Origin of the sequence: Paenarthrobacter sp. PH39-S1, assembly GCF_030063245.1 — a bacterium.
Taxonomy (GTDB): Bacteria; Actinomycetota; Actinomycetes; order Actinomycetales; family Micrococcaceae; genus Arthrobacter_M.
In genome coordinates this window covers 1-21770 of record NZ_JASISR010000049.1, presented here as the reverse complement: position 1 = coordinate 21770, position 21770 = coordinate 1, and the positions used below count along the sequence as shown (strand labels likewise).

General features: G+C 64.7%; 20 protein-coding genes and 1 pseudogene. 3 read left to right on the top strand and 18 right to left on the bottom strand.

The genetic code is table 11. From position 1 onward, the window contains the following. Positions 1-372 precede the first annotated feature (372 nt). The 12 genes and pseudogenes from QMG52_RS19890 to QMG52_RS19835 all read right to left on the bottom strand — a co-directional run. Positions 373-1002 (bottom strand): annotated as a pseudogene (locus QMG52_RS19890) (oxidoreductase dimerization domain-containing protein); the annotation flags it as partial. Positions 1003-1345: 343 nt separating this feature from the next. Next, complete coding sequence (locus QMG52_RS19885; protein WP_283562153.1) at positions 1346-2473, bottom strand: ABC transporter ATP-binding protein; 1128 nt, start codon at positions 2471-2473, stop codon at positions 1346-1348. Continuing rightward, a complete protein-coding gene (locus tag QMG52_RS19880; RefSeq protein WP_283562152.1) occupies positions 2470-3351 on the bottom strand; it encodes an ABC transporter permease in 882 nt (293 codons plus the stop codon). The genes QMG52_RS19885 and QMG52_RS19880 overlap by 4 nt, the downstream gene beginning before the upstream one ends. After that, entirely contained in the window at positions 3342-4202 is an 861-nt protein-coding gene (locus tag QMG52_RS19875) for an ABC transporter permease (protein WP_283562151.1), read from the bottom strand. Before QMG52_RS19875 ends, QMG52_RS19880 begins: the two co-directional genes overlap by 10 nt. Positions 4203-4210: 8 nt before the next feature. Further along, a complete protein-coding gene (locus QMG52_RS19870) occupies positions 4211-5458 on the bottom strand; it encodes an ABC transporter substrate-binding protein (protein WP_283562150.1) in 1248 nt (415 codons plus the stop codon). Between the two features lies 1 nt (position 5459). Further along, entirely contained in the window at positions 5460-6950 is a 1491-nt protein-coding gene (locus QMG52_RS19865; RefSeq protein ID WP_283562149.1) for a hypothetical protein, read from the bottom strand. Between the two features lie 61 nt (positions 6951-7011). Then, positions 7012-7560: a carboxymuconolactone decarboxylase family protein gene (locus tag QMG52_RS19860; RefSeq protein WP_283562148.1), complete on the bottom strand. Its 549-nt coding sequence runs from the start codon at positions 7558-7560 to the stop codon at positions 7012-7014. Between the two features lie 63 nt (positions 7561-7623). Beyond that, positions 7624-7923, bottom strand: coding sequence for a DUF427 domain-containing protein (locus QMG52_RS19855; protein WP_283562147.1), 300 nt, complete (start codon positions 7921-7923; stop codon positions 7624-7626). Next, positions 7920-8360, bottom strand: a complete 441-nt coding sequence (locus QMG52_RS19850) for a Crp/Fnr family transcriptional regulator (RefSeq protein ID WP_283562146.1) — start codon at positions 8358-8360, stop codon at positions 7920-7922. The genes QMG52_RS19855 and QMG52_RS19850 overlap by 4 nt, the downstream gene beginning before the upstream one ends. Then, the gene (locus QMG52_RS19845) at positions 8332-8619 is read right to left on the bottom strand and encodes a Crp/Fnr family transcriptional regulator (protein WP_283562145.1); all 288 of its coding nucleotides are present in this window, start codon (positions 8617-8619) and stop codon (positions 8332-8334) included. Before QMG52_RS19845 ends, QMG52_RS19850 begins: the two co-directional genes overlap by 29 nt. A gap of 86 nt (positions 8620-8705) precedes the next feature. After that, complete coding sequence (locus QMG52_RS19840; RefSeq protein ID WP_283562144.1) at positions 8706-9158, bottom strand: hypothetical protein; 453 nt, start codon at positions 9156-9158, stop codon at positions 8706-8708. A 157-nt stretch (positions 9159-9315) separates the two neighbouring features. Beyond that, complete coding sequence (locus QMG52_RS19835; protein WP_283562143.1) at positions 9316-9972, bottom strand: class I SAM-dependent methyltransferase; 657 nt, start codon at positions 9970-9972, stop codon at positions 9316-9318. Positions 9973-10085: 113 nt separating this feature from the next. Here QMG52_RS19835 and QMG52_RS19830 point away from each other — a divergent pair, with 113 nt between their 5' ends. Beyond that, positions 10086-11516, top strand: coding sequence for a dihydrolipoyl dehydrogenase family protein (locus QMG52_RS19830; protein ID WP_283562142.1), 1431 nt, complete (start codon positions 10086-10088; stop codon positions 11514-11516). Here the strand turns inward: QMG52_RS19830 and QMG52_RS19825 are convergent. The 6 genes from QMG52_RS19825 to QMG52_RS19800 all read right to left on the bottom strand — a co-directional run bounded on the left by QMG52_RS19825 (position 11498) and on the right by QMG52_RS19800 (position 17948). Continuing rightward, entirely contained in the window at positions 11498-12124 is a 627-nt protein-coding gene (locus tag QMG52_RS19825; protein WP_283562141.1) for a CDP-alcohol phosphatidyltransferase family protein, read from the bottom strand. The two genes, QMG52_RS19830 and QMG52_RS19825, sit on opposite strands and share 19 nt — an antisense overlap. Next, positions 12117-12788, bottom strand: coding sequence for a TVP38/TMEM64 family protein (locus QMG52_RS19820; protein WP_283562140.1), 672 nt, complete (start codon positions 12786-12788; stop codon positions 12117-12119). Before QMG52_RS19820 ends, QMG52_RS19825 begins: the two co-directional genes overlap by 8 nt. Next, on the bottom strand, positions 12785-14632 hold the full coding sequence (locus QMG52_RS19815) for a glycoside hydrolase family 15 protein (RefSeq protein WP_283562139.1): 1848 nt from the start codon (positions 14630-14632) through the stop codon (positions 12785-12787). Before QMG52_RS19815 ends, QMG52_RS19820 begins: the two co-directional genes overlap by 4 nt. Before the next feature lie 18 nt (positions 14633-14650). Continuing rightward, entirely contained in the window at positions 14651-16006 is a 1356-nt protein-coding gene (locus QMG52_RS19810; protein WP_283562138.1) for a dihydrolipoyl dehydrogenase family protein, read from the bottom strand. A gap of 451 nt (positions 16007-16457) precedes the next feature. Further along, positions 16458-17180 (bottom strand): DDE-type integrase/transposase/recombinase, encoded by a 723-nt coding sequence (locus QMG52_RS19805; RefSeq protein WP_283562137.1) that lies wholly within the window; start codon positions 17178-17180, stop codon positions 16458-16460. A 261-nt stretch (positions 17181-17441) separates the two neighbouring features. Further along, positions 17442-17948, bottom strand: coding sequence for a transposase (locus QMG52_RS19800; RefSeq protein ID WP_283562136.1), 507 nt, complete (start codon positions 17946-17948; stop codon positions 17442-17444). A gap of 345 nt (positions 17949-18293) precedes the next feature. Here QMG52_RS19800 and QMG52_RS19795 point away from each other — a divergent pair, with 345 nt between their 5' ends. Together QMG52_RS19795 and QMG52_RS19790 are read left to right on the top strand one after the other, a co-directional pair. Continuing rightward, positions 18294-20021 (top strand): SNIPE associated domain-containing protein, encoded by a 1728-nt coding sequence (locus QMG52_RS19795; protein WP_283562135.1) that lies wholly within the window; start codon positions 18294-18296, stop codon positions 20019-20021. Next, a complete protein-coding gene (locus tag QMG52_RS19790) occupies positions 20021-21397 on the top strand; it encodes a DUF2510 domain-containing protein (RefSeq protein ID WP_283562134.1) in 1377 nt (458 codons plus the stop codon). Before QMG52_RS19795 ends, QMG52_RS19790 begins: the two co-directional genes overlap by 1 nt. Positions 21398-21770 lie beyond the last annotated feature (373 nt).

The following is a 21770-nucleotide window of genomic DNA, read 5'->3' as shown; positions in this document are numbered from 1 at the left end:
TGGAGCCTCCGCCCACCCGACACGACAACCGGGCTTTTGTCATGCCCGGACCCAAAAGTTGCCGAAATTCACGCCCCCGCCAGAATTCCGGCCTCAAAAAGCCACTACTCGCGGATCCGGGTCTGATTGTCGATGAACCGGAGGCATTCCTTCACCCCCTCAGGCCTTCGCACTGGGCCAGGAGCTGGGGAGGATTGCCAGCGCCAAGGACATACAGGTCGTAGTAGCGACTCACGACAGAAACATCCTCGCTGGCCTAGTCAACGCGGACGCCCCCTATCGGTGGTGCGTCTAGTTCGCAAGCACGGCGACAATACAAAGGCCTACCAGCTCAGGTCGGAGGCCTTGCGAGGCATCATGAAGGACCCCGTTCTAAAGTACAGCCACGTCCTCGACGGGCTGTTCCACGAAGTGGCGATCCTTGCCGAGCTTGGAGATATCTGTGGTGTATGACTGCGCTGCGATCTTGAGGCCTTCGGCCATGGTCAGATAGGGGCTCCACAGCCCGGCGAGCTGGTCCACGGTCATGCCGGCTGCCAGGATGTAGACGCCGGCGGCGGCCTGTTCCCCGGCGTCCTGGGCGACGGCGGTGATGCCGAGGATGCGCCGGGTGTCGGCGTTGGCGACGATATTGATGAACCCGCGGGTATCCCTGTTCACCAATGCGCGGGGTACGTACTCCAGAGGCAGGACCCGGCACTCGCACCGAATGCCGGCTTCGTTGGCTTGGCGGTCGGTCATGCCGACGGCGGCCAGGGCGGGGCTGGTGAAGGTAACCCGGGGCAGGTGCCGGTAGTCGACGTCGCGGCCTGCATGGTTGAACGCGTTCTCAACGGCGAGGGTGCCGTGGGCGGCGGCGACGTAGACGAATTCGTGGTGTCCGGTCACGTCTCCGGCTGCCCAAATCCGTTTGTTGGTGCTGTTCAGCTGCGGGTTGACCGGGATTTCGCCACGGGGTCCGGTCTTGACGTCGACGGCGGACAGGTTCAGGCTCCGGGCAACCGTCGCCGCGGTCCGTGAGACTGCCGTAGCAGGGGACCCGGCAAGCTGCGATCCCGGACGCATCTGCAGCTACCTCTAAATCCGGTCGCAGCCCAATGCCCACCTGGTCGGCTGGATTCCGAAAGAGCTGTATTCCGAACGACACACGGAACGCATTGTGCACGGCGCCGCCGGCGGAACACATAACAGGCTCGAGGCCCGGGACCAGGCCCTCATTCTCAGCCGGGCTCCGGTCGGGCCGGCGGGCTGTGGGCAATGCGCTGAATTCCGACTGGTCGAACACTCCGGCGCCCCGAGGGGACGTCCCGAGGATCTTTGGCCCGGCGGCGGGGTTCCGGACGGGTCAGTTGTCGATGCTGGCCAGGGTAGCCAGGCCCTGCACTGTGATCTGGGGTCTTTTTTCGGCACCTGGGAACGTGTGGGCAGTGTCCGGATCGTCCACGACGGCCAACGCCGACGTCGGGATGCTCAGTGTGACCGTGTCGCCGGCGGCAAGCGCACGGCCCCACGGAATTTCGGCACGCAACAGAACCCCGGCCGCATCCACGCTGACCAGCCGCCGCGGACCCAGGACCCGCAGCCCGGAAACCGTTGCATGGAGCCCGGGGCCGTTACCCGGGCCGACTTCGATGCTCTCCTGGCGCACGAGCAGAATCCCTGGGCCGGGCGGCCAGGTCGTGTCACCGGGCAGCCGCAGCGCGCCCAGCGCCGAGTGGTGGCATCCGTTGCGCACGGTGCCCGGGATCTCGTTGGCACCGCCCATCAGCCGGCTGGCTTCCAGGGAGACCGGGCGTGAGTACATCCGTTCAACGCTGTCATGCTGGAGCATCCGGCCGCCACTGAACAGGGCAATCTTCTCGGCCACGGCGGCTGCCTCACTGCGGTCATGGGTGACCATCAGGACTGTGGGGTTCACGCTGCGCCGCAGCTGCGCCAGCAGATCATGCATGACAGAGCGCAGTTCCGGATCCAGGGCGCTGAACGGCTCGTCCAGCAGCAGCACTGCCGGTCTGGCTGCCAGGGCCCGGGCGATGGCGACCCGCTGTGCCTGGCCGCCGGAGAGCGCCGCGACCGGGCGTGGGCCAAACCCTGCCAGCTGCACGAGTTCGAGGAAGCCGGCAGCATCGGCCCGTGCCGCCCTCTTGGCGACTCCGCGGACGGTGCCGGCGAAAGCAACATTGTCCAGGACATTCAGGTGTGGGAAGAGCAGCGGACGCTGCTGGACCATGGCCATGCCGCGGTGCTCGGGCCCGACCCCGGCCATGTCTTGGCCGCCGACCAGGACACGACCGGCGTCGGGCCGCTCGAGGCCGGAGATGGCGCGCAGCAGGGTGCTCTTCCCGGCACCAGAGGGACCCAGCAGCGCGGTGCACGAGCGCGCCTCCACGGTAAGGTTGACGTCGTCCAAGACGGGTGCGCCCGTTCCCGGGAATGATTTTGATAGTCCCTCCACCCTGACCGCTGGGATCATTTCACGTCTCCATTCGTTTGATGACTTCTTGGCCGGCGCCCGAAGAGTCCAAGGACCAGCAGCAGGACAAGCGGCGGCAGCAGTGCCGCGGCGGAGAGCAGTGCGACGGTGGCGTCGTTGCCGGTGCCAGCGGCCGCGGCAGCCACCAGGAGGGGGACGGTGACGATCGTGCCGCCACCGACGAGGACGGTGATGACATAGTCGCTCCAGCCGACCAGGAATGCCAGGAAGGCTGCCCGGGCCAGGGCAGGGGCCAGCAACGGCAGCTGAACCCGCCACATGACCTGCCATGCAGAGGCGCCAAGGAGGCGGGCCTCCTCCTCGACGGCGAGGTCGTGGGCGCCGTAGGCGACACGCATGGTGTAGCTCGTGTACGGCAGGGCGTACACCGTCAGCAGAAGAACGACGCCGGCAAAGGGGGGAACCTGCACGCGCAACAGCAGCACGTTCAGTCCCAGTGCCGCGACGAATGCCGGCAGGGCGAGCGGGGCGAACAGCAGGACGTTCACGGCCGGGGCGAGGGGGACCCGGCGGTAGGCCAGGGCGCGTGCGGCAAGAACACCAAGGGGCGTGGCGACTGCGCTGACCAGCAGCCCCAGGAGCAGGGAGCGGCCGAAGGCCGGCACGGCACCCTGCGCGAGGGCGGCACGCACCCCGCCCCAGCCCCAGGCCTGGGGCAGCACTGCCGGAAAGGACCAGCGGTCGGCAAAGGCCCACAAGGCCAGGGGCACGAGCGGCAGGACGAGCCAAAGCGCCAGAGCCAGGGCCAACAGGACCCTGAGGGTGCGGGCGATGCCATGGGAGGCCCTCAGCCCGTTTCCGGGCCGGACGGGCCAGGAGAGTGGCGTACGGGAATCGGGTGGGAGGGTCAGCGCCACAGTGTGCTCCTGCGCAGGTAGGCCAGGGCGGCGGCCACGGCGCCAAAGGACAGCAGGGTGGTCACGATGGCCACTGCTGCCGCTTCAGGCCTGGCGGTGAGTGTTGCGGCATTGAACAGGCGCAGCGCCATGACGGGCAGGGGTTCCGGATACGCCCGTCCCAGCAGCCATGCGACTTCGTAGGAGCCAAGGCTGTAGACAAAGATGATCGTGGCGGAGACGGTCAAGGTGGGCAGGCTGAGGGGAAGCAGGACGTGCCGGAGCCGGCTGAGCCTCCCGGCGCCCAACAGTGCTGCTGTTTCGTCGTAGCTGACCGCCCGGGTGGCGAGGGTTCCGGTGACCACCAAGGCCACGAAGGCTGATTCCTTCCATCCGTATTCTGCGACAACGCCGATCCACCACGGACCGCCGACCAGTTCCGGCCATGACCCGCCGGCATTGAACAGGCGGGCGAGCAGCCCCGAGTCGGCCAGCAGCAAGGAGACGGAGGCAGCGCCGACGATGTGCGGCACGGGAACGGTCAGAGTGCCCAGGGCGGCGACGAGCTTGCCACACCACCTGCCCTGGACAATGACAAGCGCTGCGGTGAACCCCACGAGGCAGGCCACCACTGTCGATGCCGCAGCTATCGCCAGGGAAAGGCCGATCCCCACCGGCAGGTCGCTGGCCTGGGCGGCATACGCCGCCACCGTCAGGGACGGCGGGCCCACCAGGGGGAACAGGCCCAGGCTCTGGGCGAGGGCCGTGGCCATTCCCCCGATGACCACGAAAGCGGTAATGAGGATGGCGGGGGCTGCCATCAGCGTCCCGGGAAGCCAGGAACGACCGCCTACGGGCGCCGGTGGGGCCATGTCCGTCGTCACCGGCCCGCCAGAACCAGTCGCCGCCACGCGTCGTCGAGCGCCGGCACCCAAGCGGCAGAAAGTTCCGGGTTGGCATTTCGGGAAAGCACATCGTAGGACGGCACGACGGCGGACTGCGGCAGCTGCTCGAATAGGGCTCGCTGGGCAGGGTCCAACCGGGCAGTGTCCAGAACGGTGTACTGGCCCCAGACCCGCGGGTCTGCTTTGGCGGCCTGTTGTTCCGGTGACAGCGCCAGGTTAGCGACTGTCATAGCCGCTGCCTTGTGCCCGGAGGTTGACGGGATGGCAAGAAAACTGGCGTTCCCCACCGTGCCCTCGTTCAGGGTGAGGACTTTCGTGGCGGCAGGATAGGTGCCGTCGGCGACGAGTTTGGTCAGTTCGGCCGGTCCGTAGGTCATGGTGAAGTCCACCTGCCCACCCGCATAGAGGGTATTGAGTTCAGCGGAGGTCTTGGGGTATGTCTTACCCTGGCGCCAGAGTGAAGGGGCCAGTTCCTTGAGCCTGCTGTACAGGGCGGGGGTGAGCCGGTCGAAGGCTTTCTGGTCAAAGCGCAGCGGCACATTTTTGTCACCGCCGGAGACGCTGTCGAGTCCTTCCCGGATAAAGACGGATCCGGTGAAATCCGGGGGCGCGGGGTAGGTGAAGCGGCCGGGGTGTTGTTGTGCCCAGTCCAGCAGCCCGGCCAGGGTATGTGGCGGGTCGGTGACGGTAGCGGAGTTGTAGGCGATGGTGAACTGCGCTTTGCTCCACGGTGCCTCGCAGCCCTGGACCGGGGTTCCGAAGTCGTTGCCCAACAGGGGATCGGAGGAGTTGGTCAGCAACATGTTCGGCAGCTGCGACGTCCAGCCGCATGACCAGGCGCCGGCCTGCTTTCCGGTGCCGAAGTTGTCCCCGTTGACCCAAACCAAGTCGACGGTGCCATCCCGGGTGCCGGCCTGGATCTCGGTCAGGACACGGTTCAGGGCGTCCCTGGTATCGGCGACGGGAACGCGCTGGAGCGTGACCCCCAGCGTGGCCGCGGCCGGGATCAAGTCCTTGTCCACATAGGCGTTGCCCTGTTCGTCACCGCCATACATCCACAACCGCACCGTCTGGCCCTTCGCATCCACGACGACCTGGTCCCAGCTGGCAAAACTCTGCTGCGCCGGGGCCGGGGCGCTGCAGGCGCTAAGGACAAGCAAGGCAGCGGCAGCGCCTGCGATGAACGTGCCGAACCGGATGCGGCGGATGCCGAACCTTCGCATATCAGCCTTTCCTTGTCCGCGCGCCGGCCGGGCCGGTGGTCGAATCCGTGGAGGCAGGAACGGTCGAGGCCGGATCCCCGTTCGCCGGAGGGCGTGTGACGGGCCTGATGGGGAGCATTTTGCGCAATTCGACGTTTTCGCCGGCATCCAGGACCGAATGCTGGACACAGGCGGGCACCAGCACCCCGGTCTCCGCGTGGCTCATGGTGTACATGCAGGCGCCGAGGCGTTCTTGGGTTTCCTTGATTTTCGGGTCATCGCTGGCCACGCCTTGCTCCATCATTGCCCAGGCCGGGGCGACGTCGGCGGCATCCATGAAGTTGTGCACCACGAACGTCCTGAAGGACAGGCGGCGTTTGAAGGCCGCGGACGCTACGGCCCGCAGCCCGCCCGCCCGGCGCATCAGGCGCACGGCGAAGGAGACGAGGTGGGGAACGTCGCCCGGGTAGGACAGGAGCGCCCGCAGGATTTTCGCGCCCACAATCCAGGCGGGGGTGCCGCCAAAAATCATGCCACCAAAGTGCGCCAGGACCCTATCGCGGGCCGCAAGGTCCCTGGGGTCATCCGGGTCCAGCAGGGCGGCGCTGCGGGTCCCGGCGGTGACGGTGACGGCGGTCCTGTTGCAGCGCGGGTCCCCAAACTGGGTGCCCTGCCACGGGATGGCATGCCCGGCCCCTGCCTCGATCCGGGACCACACCGCATCGATGGAGACGGCCTCGAATCCTTCGGACCACCTGCGGTCATCCCCGATGTAGGCTGCCGGTTGGAACGAGAGCATGTCATACGGCATCTCCAACACGGCCCGGGCCACCTCGGTGACTTGGTCGAGGTTGGCCGGTGTGACGGTCATGTTGTGGGCGAGGTAGGAACGGACGCCGTGATCGTGTTTAAGGGTGGTGAACATTTCAGCGAACCGTGCCCTGAACGGGTTGAGCTCGGCTTCGCTGTGGGGGCGCACGGCGCCGCGTCGTCCGCGCATCAGCGAATCAAAGTGGGCGGCGAAGGAGACCCTGTCAAAGCGTGGCGTGCCGCCCGGGCCCAGCACGACGTCGAGCAGGTATTGGTAGTCAAAGTCTCCGTGGGTCATGGACATCGGTTCCCGGCCGTTGGCACGCATGGCCAACAGCGCCGCGGCGTGGTCCCCGGCGGGGAGCAGGCTGACTTCCCCGCCGATCAACTGGGCATGGGCGCGGGGGCCACGGACGCTGCGGAGGTACTCCATCTGTTCGGTGACGCCTTTGACGGTGTGACCGCCGTCAATCCTGACTTTGTTCGCGTCGGCCGAGTGGTAGCAGGGTGAGCAGGTGAGGTTGCATTTGGGGAAGACTCCGTGCGTGCCTTCGCATCCGACGGCGGCCCGCCCCAGCAGCTGGCCGGGGGTTTTGACGTGATCAGGCAGCTGCGCCCAGCGCCGCTCCAGTGCATTCCTGCTTTCGGGCTGGATCGGCCTGGTGGTCATTTCGATGCCTCGGAGGAGGGCGGCGATCTTCATGGTGGTCCTCTTAGTCATGCTGCGGATGCGGGCTGGAGGCGGATGGTGGTCCGGTTCCCTTTTAGGCGTGCAGTTCCGGTGCCGCCGGGAGATCCAGCTCGGTGCCGGCGTAGTGGTTGAAGTAGTTGGTGAACAGGTTCGCGGCAATGTGGGCAAAAGTCTCTGCGAGTTCATCGGCACTCCAGACGGCGGCCAGGGCAGCCTGCCAGGTGGCTTCCTGGACGTGTCCGGTGTTGGCCGCGGCCTCGCGGGCGACGGCGGTGATGGTGTCGATCTTGTCGTCGAAGTCCACTTCCCCGGCGCGGATGTCAAGGATCTGCTGCTCCTCAAGGCCCGCCCGTCGGGCCGAGAGGGTGTGCGCGGCCTGGCAGTAGTCGCAGCCGTTCTGGTTGCCCACGGCCAGGGCGATGGCCTCCCGGGTGCGGGCGTTGAAGGTGCCATGTGCGGCGATGGCTGCGTTCATCCCCGTGTAGGAGGCGATCACGGCCGGAGAGTGTGCCATTCCGGCATGGATGTTCAGCAGCTTGCCCATTTTCCGCTCGAGTTTCCTTGCTGTCTCTTGTGAGGCTTCGGGTGCGGTGGCAACGGTGTGAGTGGGAATGCGTGGCATGGGAGTGATCTCCGGTCTTTCGTAATGTGGGGGGGGCAAGCAGGATGGCGAGAGAGTGACGGCTCAGTGTTTCTCGTCGCGAATGACGATGCCACTGGCGGGGTCGAAAGCGACGTGGCCCTTGATCGTCCAGGCAAGCGGGGACGGCAGAGGGTAGGACCAGGCGGCGTTGGAAGCGCGGAAACCACCGGCGTGGACATGGTGGTAGCGGGCGATGCCCTTCCAAAAGCACAGGGTGCGCAGCCAACTCTTCGCCGAGACAGCGGGTTCGACGGAGTTGGGCGGAAAGTAGTGGTTTCCCTCCAGAAAGACCGTCTGCTCCGCGCGGGCGATCACCTGGCCGTGAAACGTGGCCGTTATCATGAGGAGCTCCGGGCCAGTTTATGAAGGATGTCCCGGTCCGTGACGATAATGCGTCCGCGGCCCTGCCGGACGGCATTTTTGCCGGTGAGCTCGCCCATGACCTTGCTGGTGGCCTCCCGGGAGGCGCCCAGCAGCCCGGCGAGTTGTTCGTGGGTGAGGTGGATGGTGCGTCCCTGGCTGAAACGGTGCGGTGTGATGTTCTCCGAGAGTTTCAACAGTGTTGAGGCAACCTGGGCGGAAAGCGGTTTCAGGGCCAGGTCGGTGAGGCGTTCCTCAAGCCGGGCGACCTGCTCGCCGAGCAGGCGGGAGATGCGGATGGCGATGCGCGGATCCGAAAGCAGGAACCGTTCGACCTCGTCCACGCTGAGTTGGCAGATCGTGGCATCCTCGATGGCCTCGGCGTAGTTGTCATACATGCGCTGGCCGACGAGCATCATTTCCCCCAAACACGGCACCGGGTTCCAGGATGGCCATGGTCAGGGCCTTGCCGTCCTCGGCGACCCTGAAGACCCGGACCCGGCCGCTCTTGAGGATGAACAGGGCCGTGACCGGCTGGGACTGGCTGAAGAGCAGTTCCCCGCGGCGGAACAGCCGGGCCGGGGCCATGAGGTCCATGGCCGCGATTTCCTGGGCGCTCAGGTCGGCGAACAGCTCGACTTCGGTCAAGCAGCTGAACGGATCAAGCGGTCCACTCACCAACGGTTCTGCCTCTCGTAGGCTCGGGGTCCACGGCCTCAGGTCGCCGGGGACGACGGCGGCCAGCTCACTTTTGCATTCATCCCTCATGGCCGGCCCGCAATGACCCGTACGGCCACCAACCCCAGAATAGCCCCAAAGATCATGTGCCCCATCAGGCTCAGCACAGCGGTCAGGCTGACGGCGAAAAGCGGCATGCCCAACATGGCTGGCATGATCATCAGCGGACCCAGGACCCACCAGATGGCTCCGTAGGCAAGTCCGACGAGCGCGCTGCGGCGATAACCGGTCAGGGGCCGGTTGCCGAACAGTACGGTCAGGCCCAGCCCGATCAACACAGAAATCATTAGGTGGACGCCGAATCCGACCACGGCCGACGAGGAGCCGACCATGGAGGCGATCATTGGCAGCATGCCCATCATCGCCATCAGCATGCCGAAAACGATGCCGCCGGCAAGGCCGCCGGAGACCCCGGCGAGAACCCGCTTGCCCAGGCCGGAGGAAATGGAAGAGTGTGTAAGAGCTAGTGCGGAAGCCATGGCGGCGGCCTTTCGTGGAGGTGGTTGTGCTGACCCCTTCAACGTATGACCGGTCAAGGCCCCTCTTCCGTAATCTGGAGTACACAACAAGCCACTGCCGCCGGCCTTGTCCTTTATCGCGATCGCATCCCCGCCCGAGGGCTTGCGCGGTGGCGGTTCACCCTGTCCGGCTCGGCACCGTTTTCCCGGCCCGGATCTGGAGGTGGCCCGCCCGGGCCGAGGCCCGGACGACCTCGGTGCACTGTTCCTCGACGGCCCGCCAGGGTGCGGCATGGATGTCGGAGCCACCCAGCGCGCAGGCCAGCCGCGCCAGCGGAGTCAGCCACCGCGCCCAACCCAAGGGGTCCTGCATGTCCACGACCCCGACCAGGCCGCCCGGGCCCAGCAGGGACGTCGTGGTCGCCCAGGCCCGTTCCCAATCACCCATTAGCGACAGCGAGTACGTGGCAAGGGCGGCGTCCGAGAGGGCCGTTCCCCCTGCCTCCACGATGCGTCTCTGGAGGGTGGCGGGGTCCTCAAGCACCATATCCGCCTGGACCAGGATGACATTGTCCCAGTGGCGGGCTTCGGCGCGGCGGCGGGCCTGGCGGAGCATCTGGGCGCTGCGGTCGATGCCCACGATCGTGCCGGAGGCACCGATACGGTCCTGCAGCAGGGCGAAATTCAGCCCCGTGCCGCATCCGATGTCCAGCACCTGCTGGCCCTGAGTGGGGGCGAGGGCAGCGGTGCCGAGCACCCGTCCGGCATGATAGAGAGGGTATTCCCCCGACAGCAGGTCATAGAACGGGGCAAACCGCGTGTATTTATCGCCCAAGGCGGGCTCCTTCCGGTTCGTTCCGTTTCGCTCCGCGGCGCCGGCACGGTCGCGGCGGACCGCACCGGCCGGTGCGGTGTCCGGCAATCAAGCTCACTCAAGAGGAGTCCATCATGACAGACAAGCACCAACTCGTTGATCTGCTGGTGGTGGGCGGCGGCACGGCCGGAATCGTCGGCGCCACGACGGCGGCCGGGATGGGGGCGCGCACCGTGTTGGTTGAACGAGCCCGCACGGGAGGTGACTGCCTGTGGACCGGATGCGTCCCGTCCAAGACGCTCCTCTCAGCCGCCGAACACGCGGCAAAAGTGCGTGCACTGACCGGGCAGGCACCGGAATTCAAGGCAGTGCGGGAACGCATCTTCGCCGCTATCAACTTCATTGAACCCGTCGACTCCCCGGCAGCGCTCGAAGCCGCCGGGGTGCGGGTTATCAAGGGCACCCTGACGTTCCGCGGACCCGGTGTGGCTGAGGTCGACGGCGAGACCATCCGCTTCCGGCAGGCGCTGGTCGCCACTGGTGCCGCGCCGACCACCACCGGCATCGCGGGATTGGATCGGGACTTAGTGGTGACTTCGGAGACGGTGTGGGACCTGGAGACCCTCCCGGCCCGGCTGACCATTGTGGGAGGCGGTCCTATCGCCTGCGAACTCGGGCAGGCCTTCGCCCGGGTGGGATCACAGGTGACCATGGTGGTCCGCTCCCGCATCCTTCCCAGGGAAGACCCCGACGCAGCCTCACTGGTGCGACAAGCCCTCGAATCCGACGGCGTCCGCATCCTGGAACACACCGCCATCGAGAAAGCTGCCCGCACGGACATAGGAACCCGGATCCGGCTCGGGAACGGCGCCAGTGTGGCGGCCGACACAGTCCTGATGGCCATAGGGCGCTCGCCCCGTACCGCTGGCCTTGGCCTGGAGCGGGTGGGGGTGGAGCTGGATGGGGGCGGCCACATTGTCACGGATACACGGATGAGGACCACCAACCCTCTCATCTGGGCCGCGGGGGACGTGACGGCGAACCTGCAGTTCACGCATCTGGCCGGGGTCCACGCATCCGTGGCCGCCGCCAATGCGGTCCTTGGGCTCAAACGGCGCATCAGCGCCACGGTGCCCCGGGTGACGTTCACGTCCCCGGAGGTTGCCGCCGTCGGGCTTTCCACGGCCGACGGCGGTTCGGGGCACCGCGTCCGGACGGTCCAGCACTCCCACGTTGACCGGGCCGTGACCGAAGGCAACACGGGCGGGTTCACCCGGCTGGTCGTGGACCGTCGGGGGAAAATCCTCGGCGGCACCCTGGTGGGCCCCCGGGCCGGGGAATCCCTGGCCGAGCTGACCCTGGCTGTGCAGAAGGGCATGACCACCTCGAATATTGCCGGAACAACGCATGCTTACCCCACCTATTCGGACGGCGTGTGGAACGCCGCCGTTGCTGATGTCAGGGAGCGCTTGGCCTCCCCCCTGATGGGGGGGGCCACGGCGGCCCTGGTCTGGGGGCGGCGCCGCTGGCTGGACACCGCTGCGCTTCACCGCAGGGAGCGGTAGCCGGCGATGATCCGCTGGACCGCGCTGGCCGTGACCAGCAGCGCCCAGACGGCGGCGATTTCCCACGCACCACCGGGGAAGATGAGCCACAGGCTGTGCACGGCTACGGTCTCCGCACCCTCGGTCAGGCCGGGCAGGAACGACAGTGACCGGCCGTCCCGGATCTGGCGGCCGGCTTTTTCGGCGATGGAGGAGAACGCAAGGAACGCGGTGCCGTTGATGTAGTAGGCAAAAAGGACCAGCAGGAACGGCAGCCACGGGGCGGCGAATGCGGCGTTTGCGCCGATGCCCACGCCGACCACCGTTGCCCCGTAGACGACGAAGTCGGTGCAGATGTCCCAGAATCCGCCCCTGCCGGTGTCCTGGTTTCCGGTGCGGCGGTTCCGGAGCCGGGCCAGCGGACCGTCGAGGCCGTCGGCGATCCGGCACAACACCCACGCGGCCAGGGCAGGCAGCCAGCACTGCCCGGCCGCCAGGGCTGCACTGGCCAGGCCAAGAACCAGGTTCAGGGCCGTCAGCCTGTCCGGAGTGATCCCCGGCCGGTCCAGCCAAGCGGCGGCCCGTCCCAGGGCCGGCTCCATGACCCGCCGCAACCTGGCATCAAACATCGGCGCCCTTCCCCGTCCGGCGCCGCCGGACGGCGACCACCAGCCCGGCCAAAGTCAGCACTCCGAGGGCGCCGAGCGCGAGGTCGAGCTGCCATCCCGGCTTGAGGCCGAACGCACCCAGCGCCACGAAACTCACCGTGCCGGGAAGGATGCCGATCGCAGTCCCAAAGAAGTACTGCCACCAGCCCAGGGAGGTCAGCCCGGCTGCATAATTGATAGCCGTAAACGGCAGAACGGGCACCAGGCGGACACCGATCATGGCCGCCAGCCCGCGCCGCCGCAGCAGCCGGTCGACTTTCTCCACCCGCGTGCCTGTGAATCTCTCCACCGCCTCCCGGCCCAGCCAGCGGCCCAGCCAGAAGGCAGCCACGGAACCGAGCATCGCACCGGCATAGACGACGGCGACACCGCCGCCGAGCCCAAAGATCAGCCCCGCTGCAACGGAGAGGACGTTCTTGGGCACCGGAGCCAGCGTCAGCGCTGCATAGGCGACGATGAACGCCGCCGGCCCCCACCAGCCTGTTCTGCCGAAATAGCTGCGGATCTCCCCGACCGGCGGGAGCGGAAAGACCAGCACCGCTGCTGCGGCGGCAGCCACGAGAAACACAAGGATCCCCAGCCGCATCAGCGCCCGGCGCCGTCCGCCCGGAACGGGACCCGTCACGGGGTTTCCCCGCCGCCGGCGGCAGGGAGCCGGTCTTCGTCCTCTGCCGTGCTGATGGCCCAGGCTGCGTTGACGAGGCCGATATGGCTGAACGCCTGCGGGAAGTTTCCGAGCAGCTCGCTGCTGTCCGGGGCAACCTCCTCGGCCAGCAGGCCCAGATCCGTGGCGAACCCCGCGGCCCGTTCGAAGACGGCCCGGGCGCGCCGGGTCTGTCCGGCCAGTGCCAGGGCATGGGCGAGCCAGAACGTGCACAGCAGGAACGTGCCCTCCTCCCCGGAGAGCCCGTCGTCGGCCTGGTACCGGTACACCAGACCCCGCCTGTCCGTGAGCCGGTCTTCGATGGCGTCGATCGTGGCAAGCATCCGGGGATCGTCGGCGGCCACGAACCCCACGATGGAGAGCATCAGCGCCGACGCGTCCAGGTCCTCGGAGCCGTAGGCCCGGGTATAGGCGCCGGCTGTTTCGTTCCAGCCGTTGGTCCGGATCGAGTCGGCGAGCTGCGCCCGGGTCTGCATCCAGTGCGGAACCCGCTCTTCCGCGTTCAGGACCCCGGCGAGGCTGATGGCCCGGTCAACGGCCACCCAGCACATCAGCTTTGAATGCAGGTAATGCCGGGGAGTGCCGCGGACCTCCCAGATGCCCTGATCCGTGGACTGCCAGCGCGATGCTGCAGCGTCGGCCGCATCGGCAAGGAACCGCCGCGTCCCGGGCTCCAAATCGTTGAGATATTCCGGGAGGGTGGCGGCTGCGTCGAGGATCTCGCCGTAGACGTCGAGCTGGCGCTGGTCCCAAGCGCCGTTGCCCACCCGCACCGGGGCGCTTGAGCGCCAGCCCGGAAGGTGGGCCAGTTCGCGCTCGGACAGGTCCCGTTCCCCGCCGATGCCGTACATGATCTGCAGCTCGTCGCCGCCGCTCAGCCGGCCGGCGGCCGCCGTCGCGAGGAACTGGAAAAATTTCCCGGCCTCGTCCGGACACGCGGCCACCCACAGCGCCTGCAAGGTCATGCTGGCGTCCCGGATCCAGGTGTACCGGTAGTCCCAGTTCCGGGTGCCGCCGGCGACCTCGGGCAGGGACGTCGTCGGGGCTGCGACGATCGCACCGGTCGGATAGAACGTCAGTGCCTGCAGGATCCGGCCGCTGGAAGCGACCAGATCCTGCCAGGGCCCGTCGTAGCTCTGATGCAGCTGCGACCAGCTGCCCCAGCCCTCCATCGTGTCCTCAATCCGGCGGCCAATCTCTGCCTGGCTCCAGAACGCCGGCGATACCGGCCCGGGATTCTCGTGGTGAAGGGCGAATCCCAGAACGTCTCCGGCACGGAGAACCAGCTTCGCCCGCGCTTCACCATTATCCAGCGCGAAGGCAACCGGGGTGGAGAAAGCCAGCACGTCGGCCCCGCCGTGGACGAGGATTCCGCCGGCCGTGTCCTCAAGGAGCGGCCGGACGAGTCCGTACTCCGGCCGCGGCGCGAAAGTCACCTCCATCTCGACTTCTCCGTCGACACAGGCCACCTGCCGCAGCAACGTTCCGGGCGCCCCGGCACCGAGTTCGTGGCCCCGGTTCCCGTCTCCCAGCACCAGGGCATCGGTGACTGTCACCGTCCCGCCCACCGCGGCGTGGACCGTTTCAAGCACCATCGTCGGGCCGAGGTACCGCCGGGTCGAGGCGTCTGGGGCCGCAGGCCGGATCGACCAGAAACCCGCGTCCTCACCCAGAATCCGTCCGAACACTGAGGGGCTGTCAAAACGGGGGAAACACAGCCAGTCCACGGACCCCGAGGCGCTCACCAGGGCGGCGGAGCGGCAATCCGAGAGCATGGCGTAGTTGGCAATGGGTTCACTGGTCATCGGTACACCCTGCCTGATTCATTCAAGACCGTCCAGCGCGTCGTCAATGGCGCGGTGGAACGTCGGGTAAGCGTAGATCATCCGGCGCAGCGTGCTGACCGGAATCCGGGCGTGGACCGCCAGTGTCAAGGAAGAAAGGACCTCGCCCCCGGCAGGGCCGGCGGACGTTGCTCCGACCAACACCCCGCGGTCGGCGTCCTCGACGAGTTTGCTGAATCCCTGGTTTCCGGACTTGTGGAGCCAGCCGCGGGCGGACGTGGCCAGGTCCGTGAGACCGACACGGACGTTCAGGCCTTTCCCGCGGGCCTGGGCCTCGGTCATGCCCACGGAACCGATCTCGGGATCGGTAAACGTCACCCGCGGAACCGCATGGTATTCCGCCGGGCCCGGGTCCTGGCCCAGGATGTGCCCGACGGCGATGGCCGCCTGATACATGGACACGTGGGTAAAGGCGCCCTTGCCGGTGATGTCCCCGATGGCGTAGACGCCGTCGGCAATTCGCATGTGCACACCGGGGTCCAGGAACCCAGCGACCGGATCCAGGCCCAAGGCGGCCACAGCGAGGGCGTCGAGGTTGGTGGTGCGGCCCGTGGCCACCAGGAGCCGGCTGGCGGTCAGGGTGGATCCTCCGACGTCGACTCTGAACGTGCCCGCGGAGTGATGAACGCTTTGTATCCGCGCCCCGACGTGGACGTCGACGCCCTCCCCGCGCAGCACGTCCCCGAGGAGCTTGCCGGCCTCGGGCTCTTCCGGGGGCAGCAGGCCCGGCGCGGCTTCCAGGACGCTGACCCGGGTTCCGAAGCGTGCAAAGGCCTGCGCCAGTTCCGCCCCGATCGCCCCTCCCCCGATAACTATCAGGGATTCCGGGACCTCGGAGGCGGCGATTGCCTCCCGGTTTGTCCAGTACGGCACGTCGGCCAGGCCCGGGATGGGAGGAATCATCGGTTCCGTGCCGGTATTGATCACGATGGCGCGGCGGGCGGTGAACTCCTGACCGCCTGCAGTGACGGTCCGCGGCCCGGTGATTTTGCCCCGGCCACGGACAAACCGTCCGCCTTTGCCGGTAAAGCGGTCTACGGCTACGGTGTCATCCCAATTGTCGGTGGCCTCCGAGCGAATCCGCTCTGCCACGGGAGCCCAGTCCGGGCGGACATCGGCATCCCCGGCGAGGCCGCGAATCCTTCGGCCCTCTGCCAGGGAGTTCCCGGCCCGGATCATCATCTTGCTCGGAATGCAGCCGTAGTAGGGACACTCCCCGCCAACCAGACGTCCTTCGATTCCCACGACCGAGAGGCCCGCTTCTGCGAGCTCGCCAGCTGCGGTCTCACCGCCCGGCCCCATCCCGATGACAACAACATCAACAATCTCAGCCATGAAAACTCCTCCTCGTTTATCAACGTGGCATTCCTGAAAGCCTGGCGCGCTGCCACTCCCACCCAAGCAGGCGTCGGTCCTGTGCGCCAGCCGATCCACGCTACCGGCGTCCCTGGCCGCATGTTGGTTCTTTCCGGCGGAACGCCTCGTGGCGGCGACCCTTTTATCCGTGAAACCCGGTCTCACCACCGTAGGGGTGTTCCCGGACCAAGTTCTGCGATCGGGGACACACAACGCCTGATGCGCACTTTGCGGAAGCTGGGGCGCAGGATACTGCCGACAGTTAGTACGTGGCGGCGGTCCGACCGACTCTCAGAAAGCGTGCTTGTATCTGAGCGAGAAATACCCTTGGCATTTTCTCTAAGTGGCTATCCAAGTAACTGCCGCGATTGCAAATTTTTAGCAGTTCATTCCGGAATGTGTCAAATCAAATGAGGCATGATGGTTGTTGTTAATGAACCGAGGGTTCGGGGCGTTTTGCTGGGTCGTTGATCGCCGCTTTGAGGGGCAGCGGGGGTGTGATTGGGCGGCGGGCGAAGCGTTCGGGATGCGCGTTGTGTGCCCGGTCCAGGGTGGCTTGGCGTTGTTCACGCACGGCGGCGGTGCCGTAATGGACGCTGGCCGGGGTGTGGTATCCGATCCTGGAGTGACGGTGCTCATGGTTGTAGTAGGTGATGAAACCCTCCATCCAGGTCCTGGCCTCGTTGACGGACGCGAAGCGATCCGGGTAGTCAGAGACATACTTCATGGTCTTAAATTGGGCCTCCGAAAATGGTTTGTCATTCGATGTGTGGGGTCTGGAATGCGACCGGGTGATGTCCATGTCCACCAGCATCGAGGCCAGGGCCTTGGAGGTCATTGCGGCCCCACCGTCCGCGTGCAGATACCCTGGCGGGTGCCCGGTCTGCGCAACGATCTCCTGCACGAGGTCAGCGGCAAGCTGACCGTCTTCGATACGTTCGATCCGCCAACCGACCACGTAGCGGGAGAAGATATCGAGCACCACGTAGGCGTGGTACCAGATCCCCTTGGCCGGGCCACGCATTTTGGTGATGTCCCACGACCACACGTCGTTCGGCTCCGTGGCGACCAGCTCGGGAATCGCCCGAGCTGGATGGGTGGCCTGCCGGCGCCGTTCCCCGCCCATCTTGGCCTCCGCCAAGACCCGATACATGCTCCGCTGCGAGCACCAATACCTTCCCTCGTCCAGCTCACGGACGTAGACCTGGGTTGGTGAAAGGTTCGCGTAGTCCTGCCGGTTTGAGTACCGTCAGGATCTGGGCACGCTCCGCCGCCGAGAGCTCCGCCGGGTGCTGCGCCTTGGGCCAAGGCCCATGCATCCGCGGTTGGGGGTTGGCCTGCCGGTGATGGGTGGCCCGGGACCGGCCCACCAGCTTGCAGGCCTTCACCACCCCGATATGCGAGCTGAGCTCCGCTACCGTCTCTGCTTGCCACGACTGGTATCCGATGCCGGTGATGACGCGTTCTTCGACGAGAGAGCTTCCAAGAACGCGACTCCTTTTCCCAAGGTATCCAAGGCGGCATCCGAAGAAGCCAGCTGGTCGCGAGTCTTCTCGTGCGAGGCCCGCTCCGCGACCAGTTCCTTGGTCAGCTGGTCGATCTGGACCTGCTCGGATGTTTTCTTCGGCCGGCCCCGACGTGCTGCCGGCTTGTCGAGCGTGCCCGCTTCGAACGCGGCCCGCCATTCCTGGACATGGGAGTCATAGAGCCTTTCGCGACGCAGCACCGCACCCTTGGATCCCATCGGTGCCGCATCGTATTCCCGAACGATCGCTCGTTTGAACTCGGCGCTAAAGGTCCTGCGTACCGACCGGTTGGCCCGGGGGCCCTGCTCCGGCGCGCCCGGGCCCTGACTGATTGATTCCTCCGGTACGGGCCGACCGGTTCCTGCTGGTGTGGTGGTGCTCGTGGTCGTAGTCATGGTAAAGCTTCCCTCCTGCCTTCAGCCCCTATTCTCGTTCAAGAAGCGGTCTCTAACGAGTCTGGCTGATAGGGGAGGCCGGCTTCTTTTCGGGCAGCACGAATACTGGCACCTACGGCTGAATCACTGTCCATGGCACTCCCTTAAGTGGCAATATACCGCAGGTCCATTTAGCCAGTGATTCACTAGTGCACCAGCTATTTGCATTCGGCAGCATTCTGCCGGTGCGTTTAGGCCACTAACGCGGCAGGTGTGCATCAATTAGGTAGGACGACCACCGCAGACTGGGCACTCACCGCTAGGTTTCTCACGTGATTTGTCGGCCGGTCGTTGTATGGTCAACTCATGCCCCAAGTATCTCTGCCCAAAGGGGCAAATGCCGTTATTGCATCGCCACTCCACGCTGCCCTCCGGCTGGAGCTACGCTGGACCGCACCGTCAGCAACTGACGAACTGGACTTGTTCATGCTGCTGCTGGATTCCAACGGCCGAATAACAGATAACGCAGACATCGTCTTCTATAACCAGCCAGACTACGCCGCAGGTGCAGCCAAGTATCTAGGGCGGAATGATGCAGGCCCAGGGCAGGCACACAATGCAGAAATAACACTCGGAAGACTGCCCGAAAATGTGTACTCCATCGCCATTGCTGCCGCATTGGACTCGGAAGACTCCCAGCTGGGGGCACTGTCCTCCCTTGACCTGACTGCCACGAGTGATTTTGGCACCCTTTTCAGCATCCCTTGCGAAGGCCTTTCCAGTGAACGCGTTGCCGTGGTCGCCGAAATCTACCGTAGGAACGGCGACTGGAAGGTCCGCTCAGTATCCCAAGGCTGGAACGGGGGCCTGCCAGACCTCCTCACCCACTACGGCGCCGTCATTGACGACCAGCCGAGCTCACCAGCACCGAACCAAATGGGCACTGCCACGCCAACGCCAAATGCTGCACCAGTCAAAGCAGATGAGGCCAAGCTCTCGGCGCTTCAAGACCTAGAGCATCGGATTCGCGAGCGCGAGGCCGTTTTGGCTGATTTGGAATCCCGCATTGTTGAAACTCGTGAAATTAACCTCCTGCAGGATCTGGGCATCTACGATTTTTCACATCCGCTTGAAGATGCCCTCCAGTACAAGGATCGACTGACTCAGCTGCGCACGTCGATAAAAGCACTAGTCAAAGCATGTGCGGTAACAGGGGCCACCAATTGGGCTGTCAACGGAAACCTTGCCAAGGGAGCCCAAATGGTAAGAGAACAATGCAAGTTGATGCTCAGGGCTTACAACGCGGAAGCCGACAACTGCGTTAGAACAGTCCGTGCACATTCTTTAGATGCCAATGTCGCCAGACTGGAGCGCGCCAAGAGTTCCATTGAAAAGCTCGGCAAGAGCATGGCCATCGAGATCACTAACGACTATCACCAGCTGCGACTGGACGAACTCAAGCTCACCGCTGATTATCATGTGAAAGTCGCAAACGAGCGTGAGGCCCAGCGAACTTTGAGGGAGGAGGCCCGCGAACAAGAAAAGGTCGAGAGAGAGCTGCAGAAGGCTCGTGAAAAAGTTGAGCAGGAACGCAGCAAATACCAGGCCGCCTTGGCTATTGCCATAGAGAACGGTGAACCAGAAGCCATTGCCACAATGCAACAATTTGTGGCGGATGCCGACGCCAAGCTCCACGACCTTGAAAATCGGCAAGCCAATGTGCGCACAGGCTACGTATATGTAATCTCCAATCTGGGTGCTTTCGGTGACCGCATCGTAAAGATCGGCATGACTCGTAGGCTCGAGCCGACTGAACGAATCCGGGAACTTAGCGGAGCCGGCGTTCCATTCCTCTACGACGTCCACGTCCTCTTCTTCAGCGAAGACGCTGCAGCTCTGGAAGCACAGTTGCACCGCGAATTCGAGGCTAAACGAGTCAACAAAGTCAACCTTCGACGTGAGTTTTTCTATGCCACTCCCGCAGAGGTCAAGGAAGCCGTCAATCGTCTGGTTGGGGTTACAACTCTAGAATTTAAGGAAGAATCAGAAGCAAGCGAGTTCAGGCTCAGCCTGTCACTGTCGAAAGGCAAATAATGGGGTTCAAGAAAAGCGCATCAATCAAGGTCATGCCTGGAGTGCGTGTTCGCGTCTCCGCCAAGGGTGTCAGCGCCTATGCCGGCCGAACCAAAATCATGGGCACGTCGACGTCGAGCACCCGTCGGACCACTGCTCAGCGGACGCCTGCACGCAAGACTGCAACCAGACCAACTGCAGTACGGAACTCTGCGTCCGCTCCACGCTATACACCTGCGGCCAGGCCAGGAATGCTCGCTCCCAAAGAGGAAAAGGCACTCTACGCCTACGCTGTGACTCGCCACGCGGCAGAGCTGGACCCTAGAGTCATACAACATCCGGTCTATGGGCAGGCAGCCGCGGCTCTGTTAGGACTCCAACATCTGCAGGCCGGCAACAACGAGGCTTGTGTTCAGGCACTGCAAAGTGTCATTCATGGGCAGCCCCCCATTGAAGCCAACCACTTTATGTCGAAATATCTCCCGCATTTCTCCTTCGAGCTGGAGATAGCCGGCGGGGTCACCGCCCAGTTCCCCATGACTAACGCTGCATTGACGCTTGCTCTTGTGGAAGCGCTACAGTCCCTGCAGAGAATCCCCGAAGCAATTGAGTACGTTGAAGGACTCAATCCGACGTACCCGGCCCTGCTAAGTCTCGCAGAGCTCTACTCAGACCAGGGCAACTGGTCAGAGGTCATTAGACTGACTGACTCGTTGCCTGTGGACTCAGAATTGACTGGTTTGCTGGCGATTTTGAGGTCCCAAGCCCATTTCGAGTTAGATCAGTTGGTGGCAGCCAAGGAATGTCTTAAGCCCTTGACTGCAAGTAAGAAATACTCGGACAATCTTCGCTTCAAGGCCTTGGCTCTGCGCTCCAACATCAGTCTCGAAGAAAAAGCCTATGCCAGAGCCATCGCAGACCTTGAGAAGATCTTGGCGGAGAACTCCCAGATATCTGGGATTCGCGAAGCGATTGCGGACGTTCACCAGGCCAGAGAAGATGCTGAGCAGCTGAAGGCTCAGGCAGTAGCTGCAAAGGCGGCCGAAACTCTACGAATCCGAGAAGAAAAAGGGGCTGAGGCGCAACGACTTCGCGACGAAAAAACCGCTGAAGCGCAGCGACTACGAGGGGCAAAAGCAGCAGAGGCCCTGAGATTGCGTGAAGAAAAAGCCGCAGCCAAGCTGGCTCTGAACGCTACACCGGTTATGCAAACGAGCATTATCAATCTCAGCGACGACCTTGAAAAGGAAGCACCTATCATAAACGATAAACCCGCCTCCGATCTAGCGGTGGACTCGGCCAACGAACCTGGTTTTTACCCAGATCCAGAAGGTGCTGCCCCTTACAGGTATTGGGACGGCAAAGCTTGGACCTCACGCGTCCGCATGACGAAATAGGCCTTGCTCGTAGGCGCATGTCTCGCCTCATCGGCACTAATCGGCTAGTCAGAATGATGGAGTCCGTCCGTGCTGTAGACGACGGCAGGACCCGCCCCCCCCTGCGAAGCCATGAGTCTGATCGGGTGGCAGGCCTTCCGGGAATATCAAGATGAGCGCTTATGGGTTCAAATCAAAGCGTGTCGCTGGTCAAAAGCGTGTCGTTTCCGTGTCACTAGGCGGAAATTGGGCAAGAAGAAAAGCCCTCTGGCAAATACGGCGTGATGGTATGTGATCTCTCTGGACATCGGTTACAGCATCACTCACAACATCGCTTACAGGATCTCTCATGACATCGCTTACAGGTATCAGATGCGTGGCAGACCCGGGTTTG

What these genes read in the sequence shown, in the direction of transcription:
- QMG52_RS19860 (WP_283562148.1), bottom strand. Translation starts at nt 7,560, where the DNA reads ATGCCACGCATTCCCACTCACACCGTTGCCACCGCACCCGAAGCCTCA.
- QMG52_RS19810 (WP_283562138.1), bottom strand. Translation starts at nt 16,006, where the DNA reads ATGGCTGAGATTGTTGATGTTGTTGTCATCGGGATGGGGCCGGGCGGT.
- QMG52_RS19815 (WP_283562139.1), bottom strand. Translation starts at nt 14,632, where the DNA reads ATGACCAGTGAACCCATTGCCAACTACGCCATGCTCTCGGATTGCCGC.
- QMG52_RS19795 (WP_283562135.1), top strand. Translation starts at nt 18,294, where the DNA reads ATGCCCCAAGTATCTCTGCCCAAAGGGGCAAATGCCGTTATTGCATCG.
- QMG52_RS19870 (WP_283562150.1), bottom strand. Translation starts at nt 5,458, where the DNA reads ATGCGAAGGTTCGGCATCCGCCGCATCCGGTTCGGCACGTTCATCGCA.
- QMG52_RS19850 (WP_283562146.1), bottom strand. Translation starts at nt 8,360, where the DNA reads ATGATGCTCGTCGGCCAGCGCATGTATGACAACTACGCCGAGGCCATC.
- QMG52_RS19875 (WP_283562151.1), bottom strand. Translation starts at nt 4,202, where the DNA reads ATGGCCCCACCGGCGCCCGTAGGCGGTCGTTCCTGGCTTCCCGGGACG.
- QMG52_RS19790 (WP_283562134.1), top strand. Translation starts at nt 20,021, where the DNA reads ATGGGGTTCAAGAAAAGCGCATCAATCAAGGTCATGCCTGGAGTGCGT.
- QMG52_RS19840 (WP_283562144.1), bottom strand. Translation starts at nt 9,158, where the DNA reads ATGGCTTCCGCACTAGCTCTTACACACTCTTCCATTTCCTCCGGCCTG.
- QMG52_RS19855 (WP_283562147.1), bottom strand. Translation starts at nt 7,923, where the DNA reads ATGATAACGGCCACGTTTCACGGCCAGGTGATCGCCCGCGCGGAGCAG.
- QMG52_RS19805 (WP_283562137.1), bottom strand. Translation starts at nt 17,180, where the DNA reads ATGTATCGGGTCTTGGCGGAGGCCAAGATGGGCGGGGAACGGCGCCGG.
- QMG52_RS19800 (WP_283562136.1), bottom strand. Translation starts at nt 17,948, where the DNA reads ATGACTACGACCACGAGCACCACCACACCAGCAGGAACCGGTCGGCCC.
- QMG52_RS19830 (WP_283562142.1), top strand. Translation starts at nt 10,086, where the DNA reads ATGACAGACAAGCACCAACTCGTTGATCTGCTGGTGGTGGGCGGCGGC.
- QMG52_RS19885 (WP_283562153.1), bottom strand. Translation starts at nt 2,473, where the DNA reads ATGATCCCAGCGGTCAGGGTGGAGGGACTATCAAAATCATTCCCGGGA.
- QMG52_RS19865 (WP_283562149.1), bottom strand. Translation starts at nt 6,950, where the DNA reads ATGAAGATCGCCGCCCTCCTCCGAGGCATCGAAATGACCACCAGGCCG.
- QMG52_RS19825 (WP_283562141.1), bottom strand. Translation starts at nt 12,124, where the DNA reads ATGTTTGATGCCAGGTTGCGGCGGGTCATGGAGCCGGCCCTGGGACGG.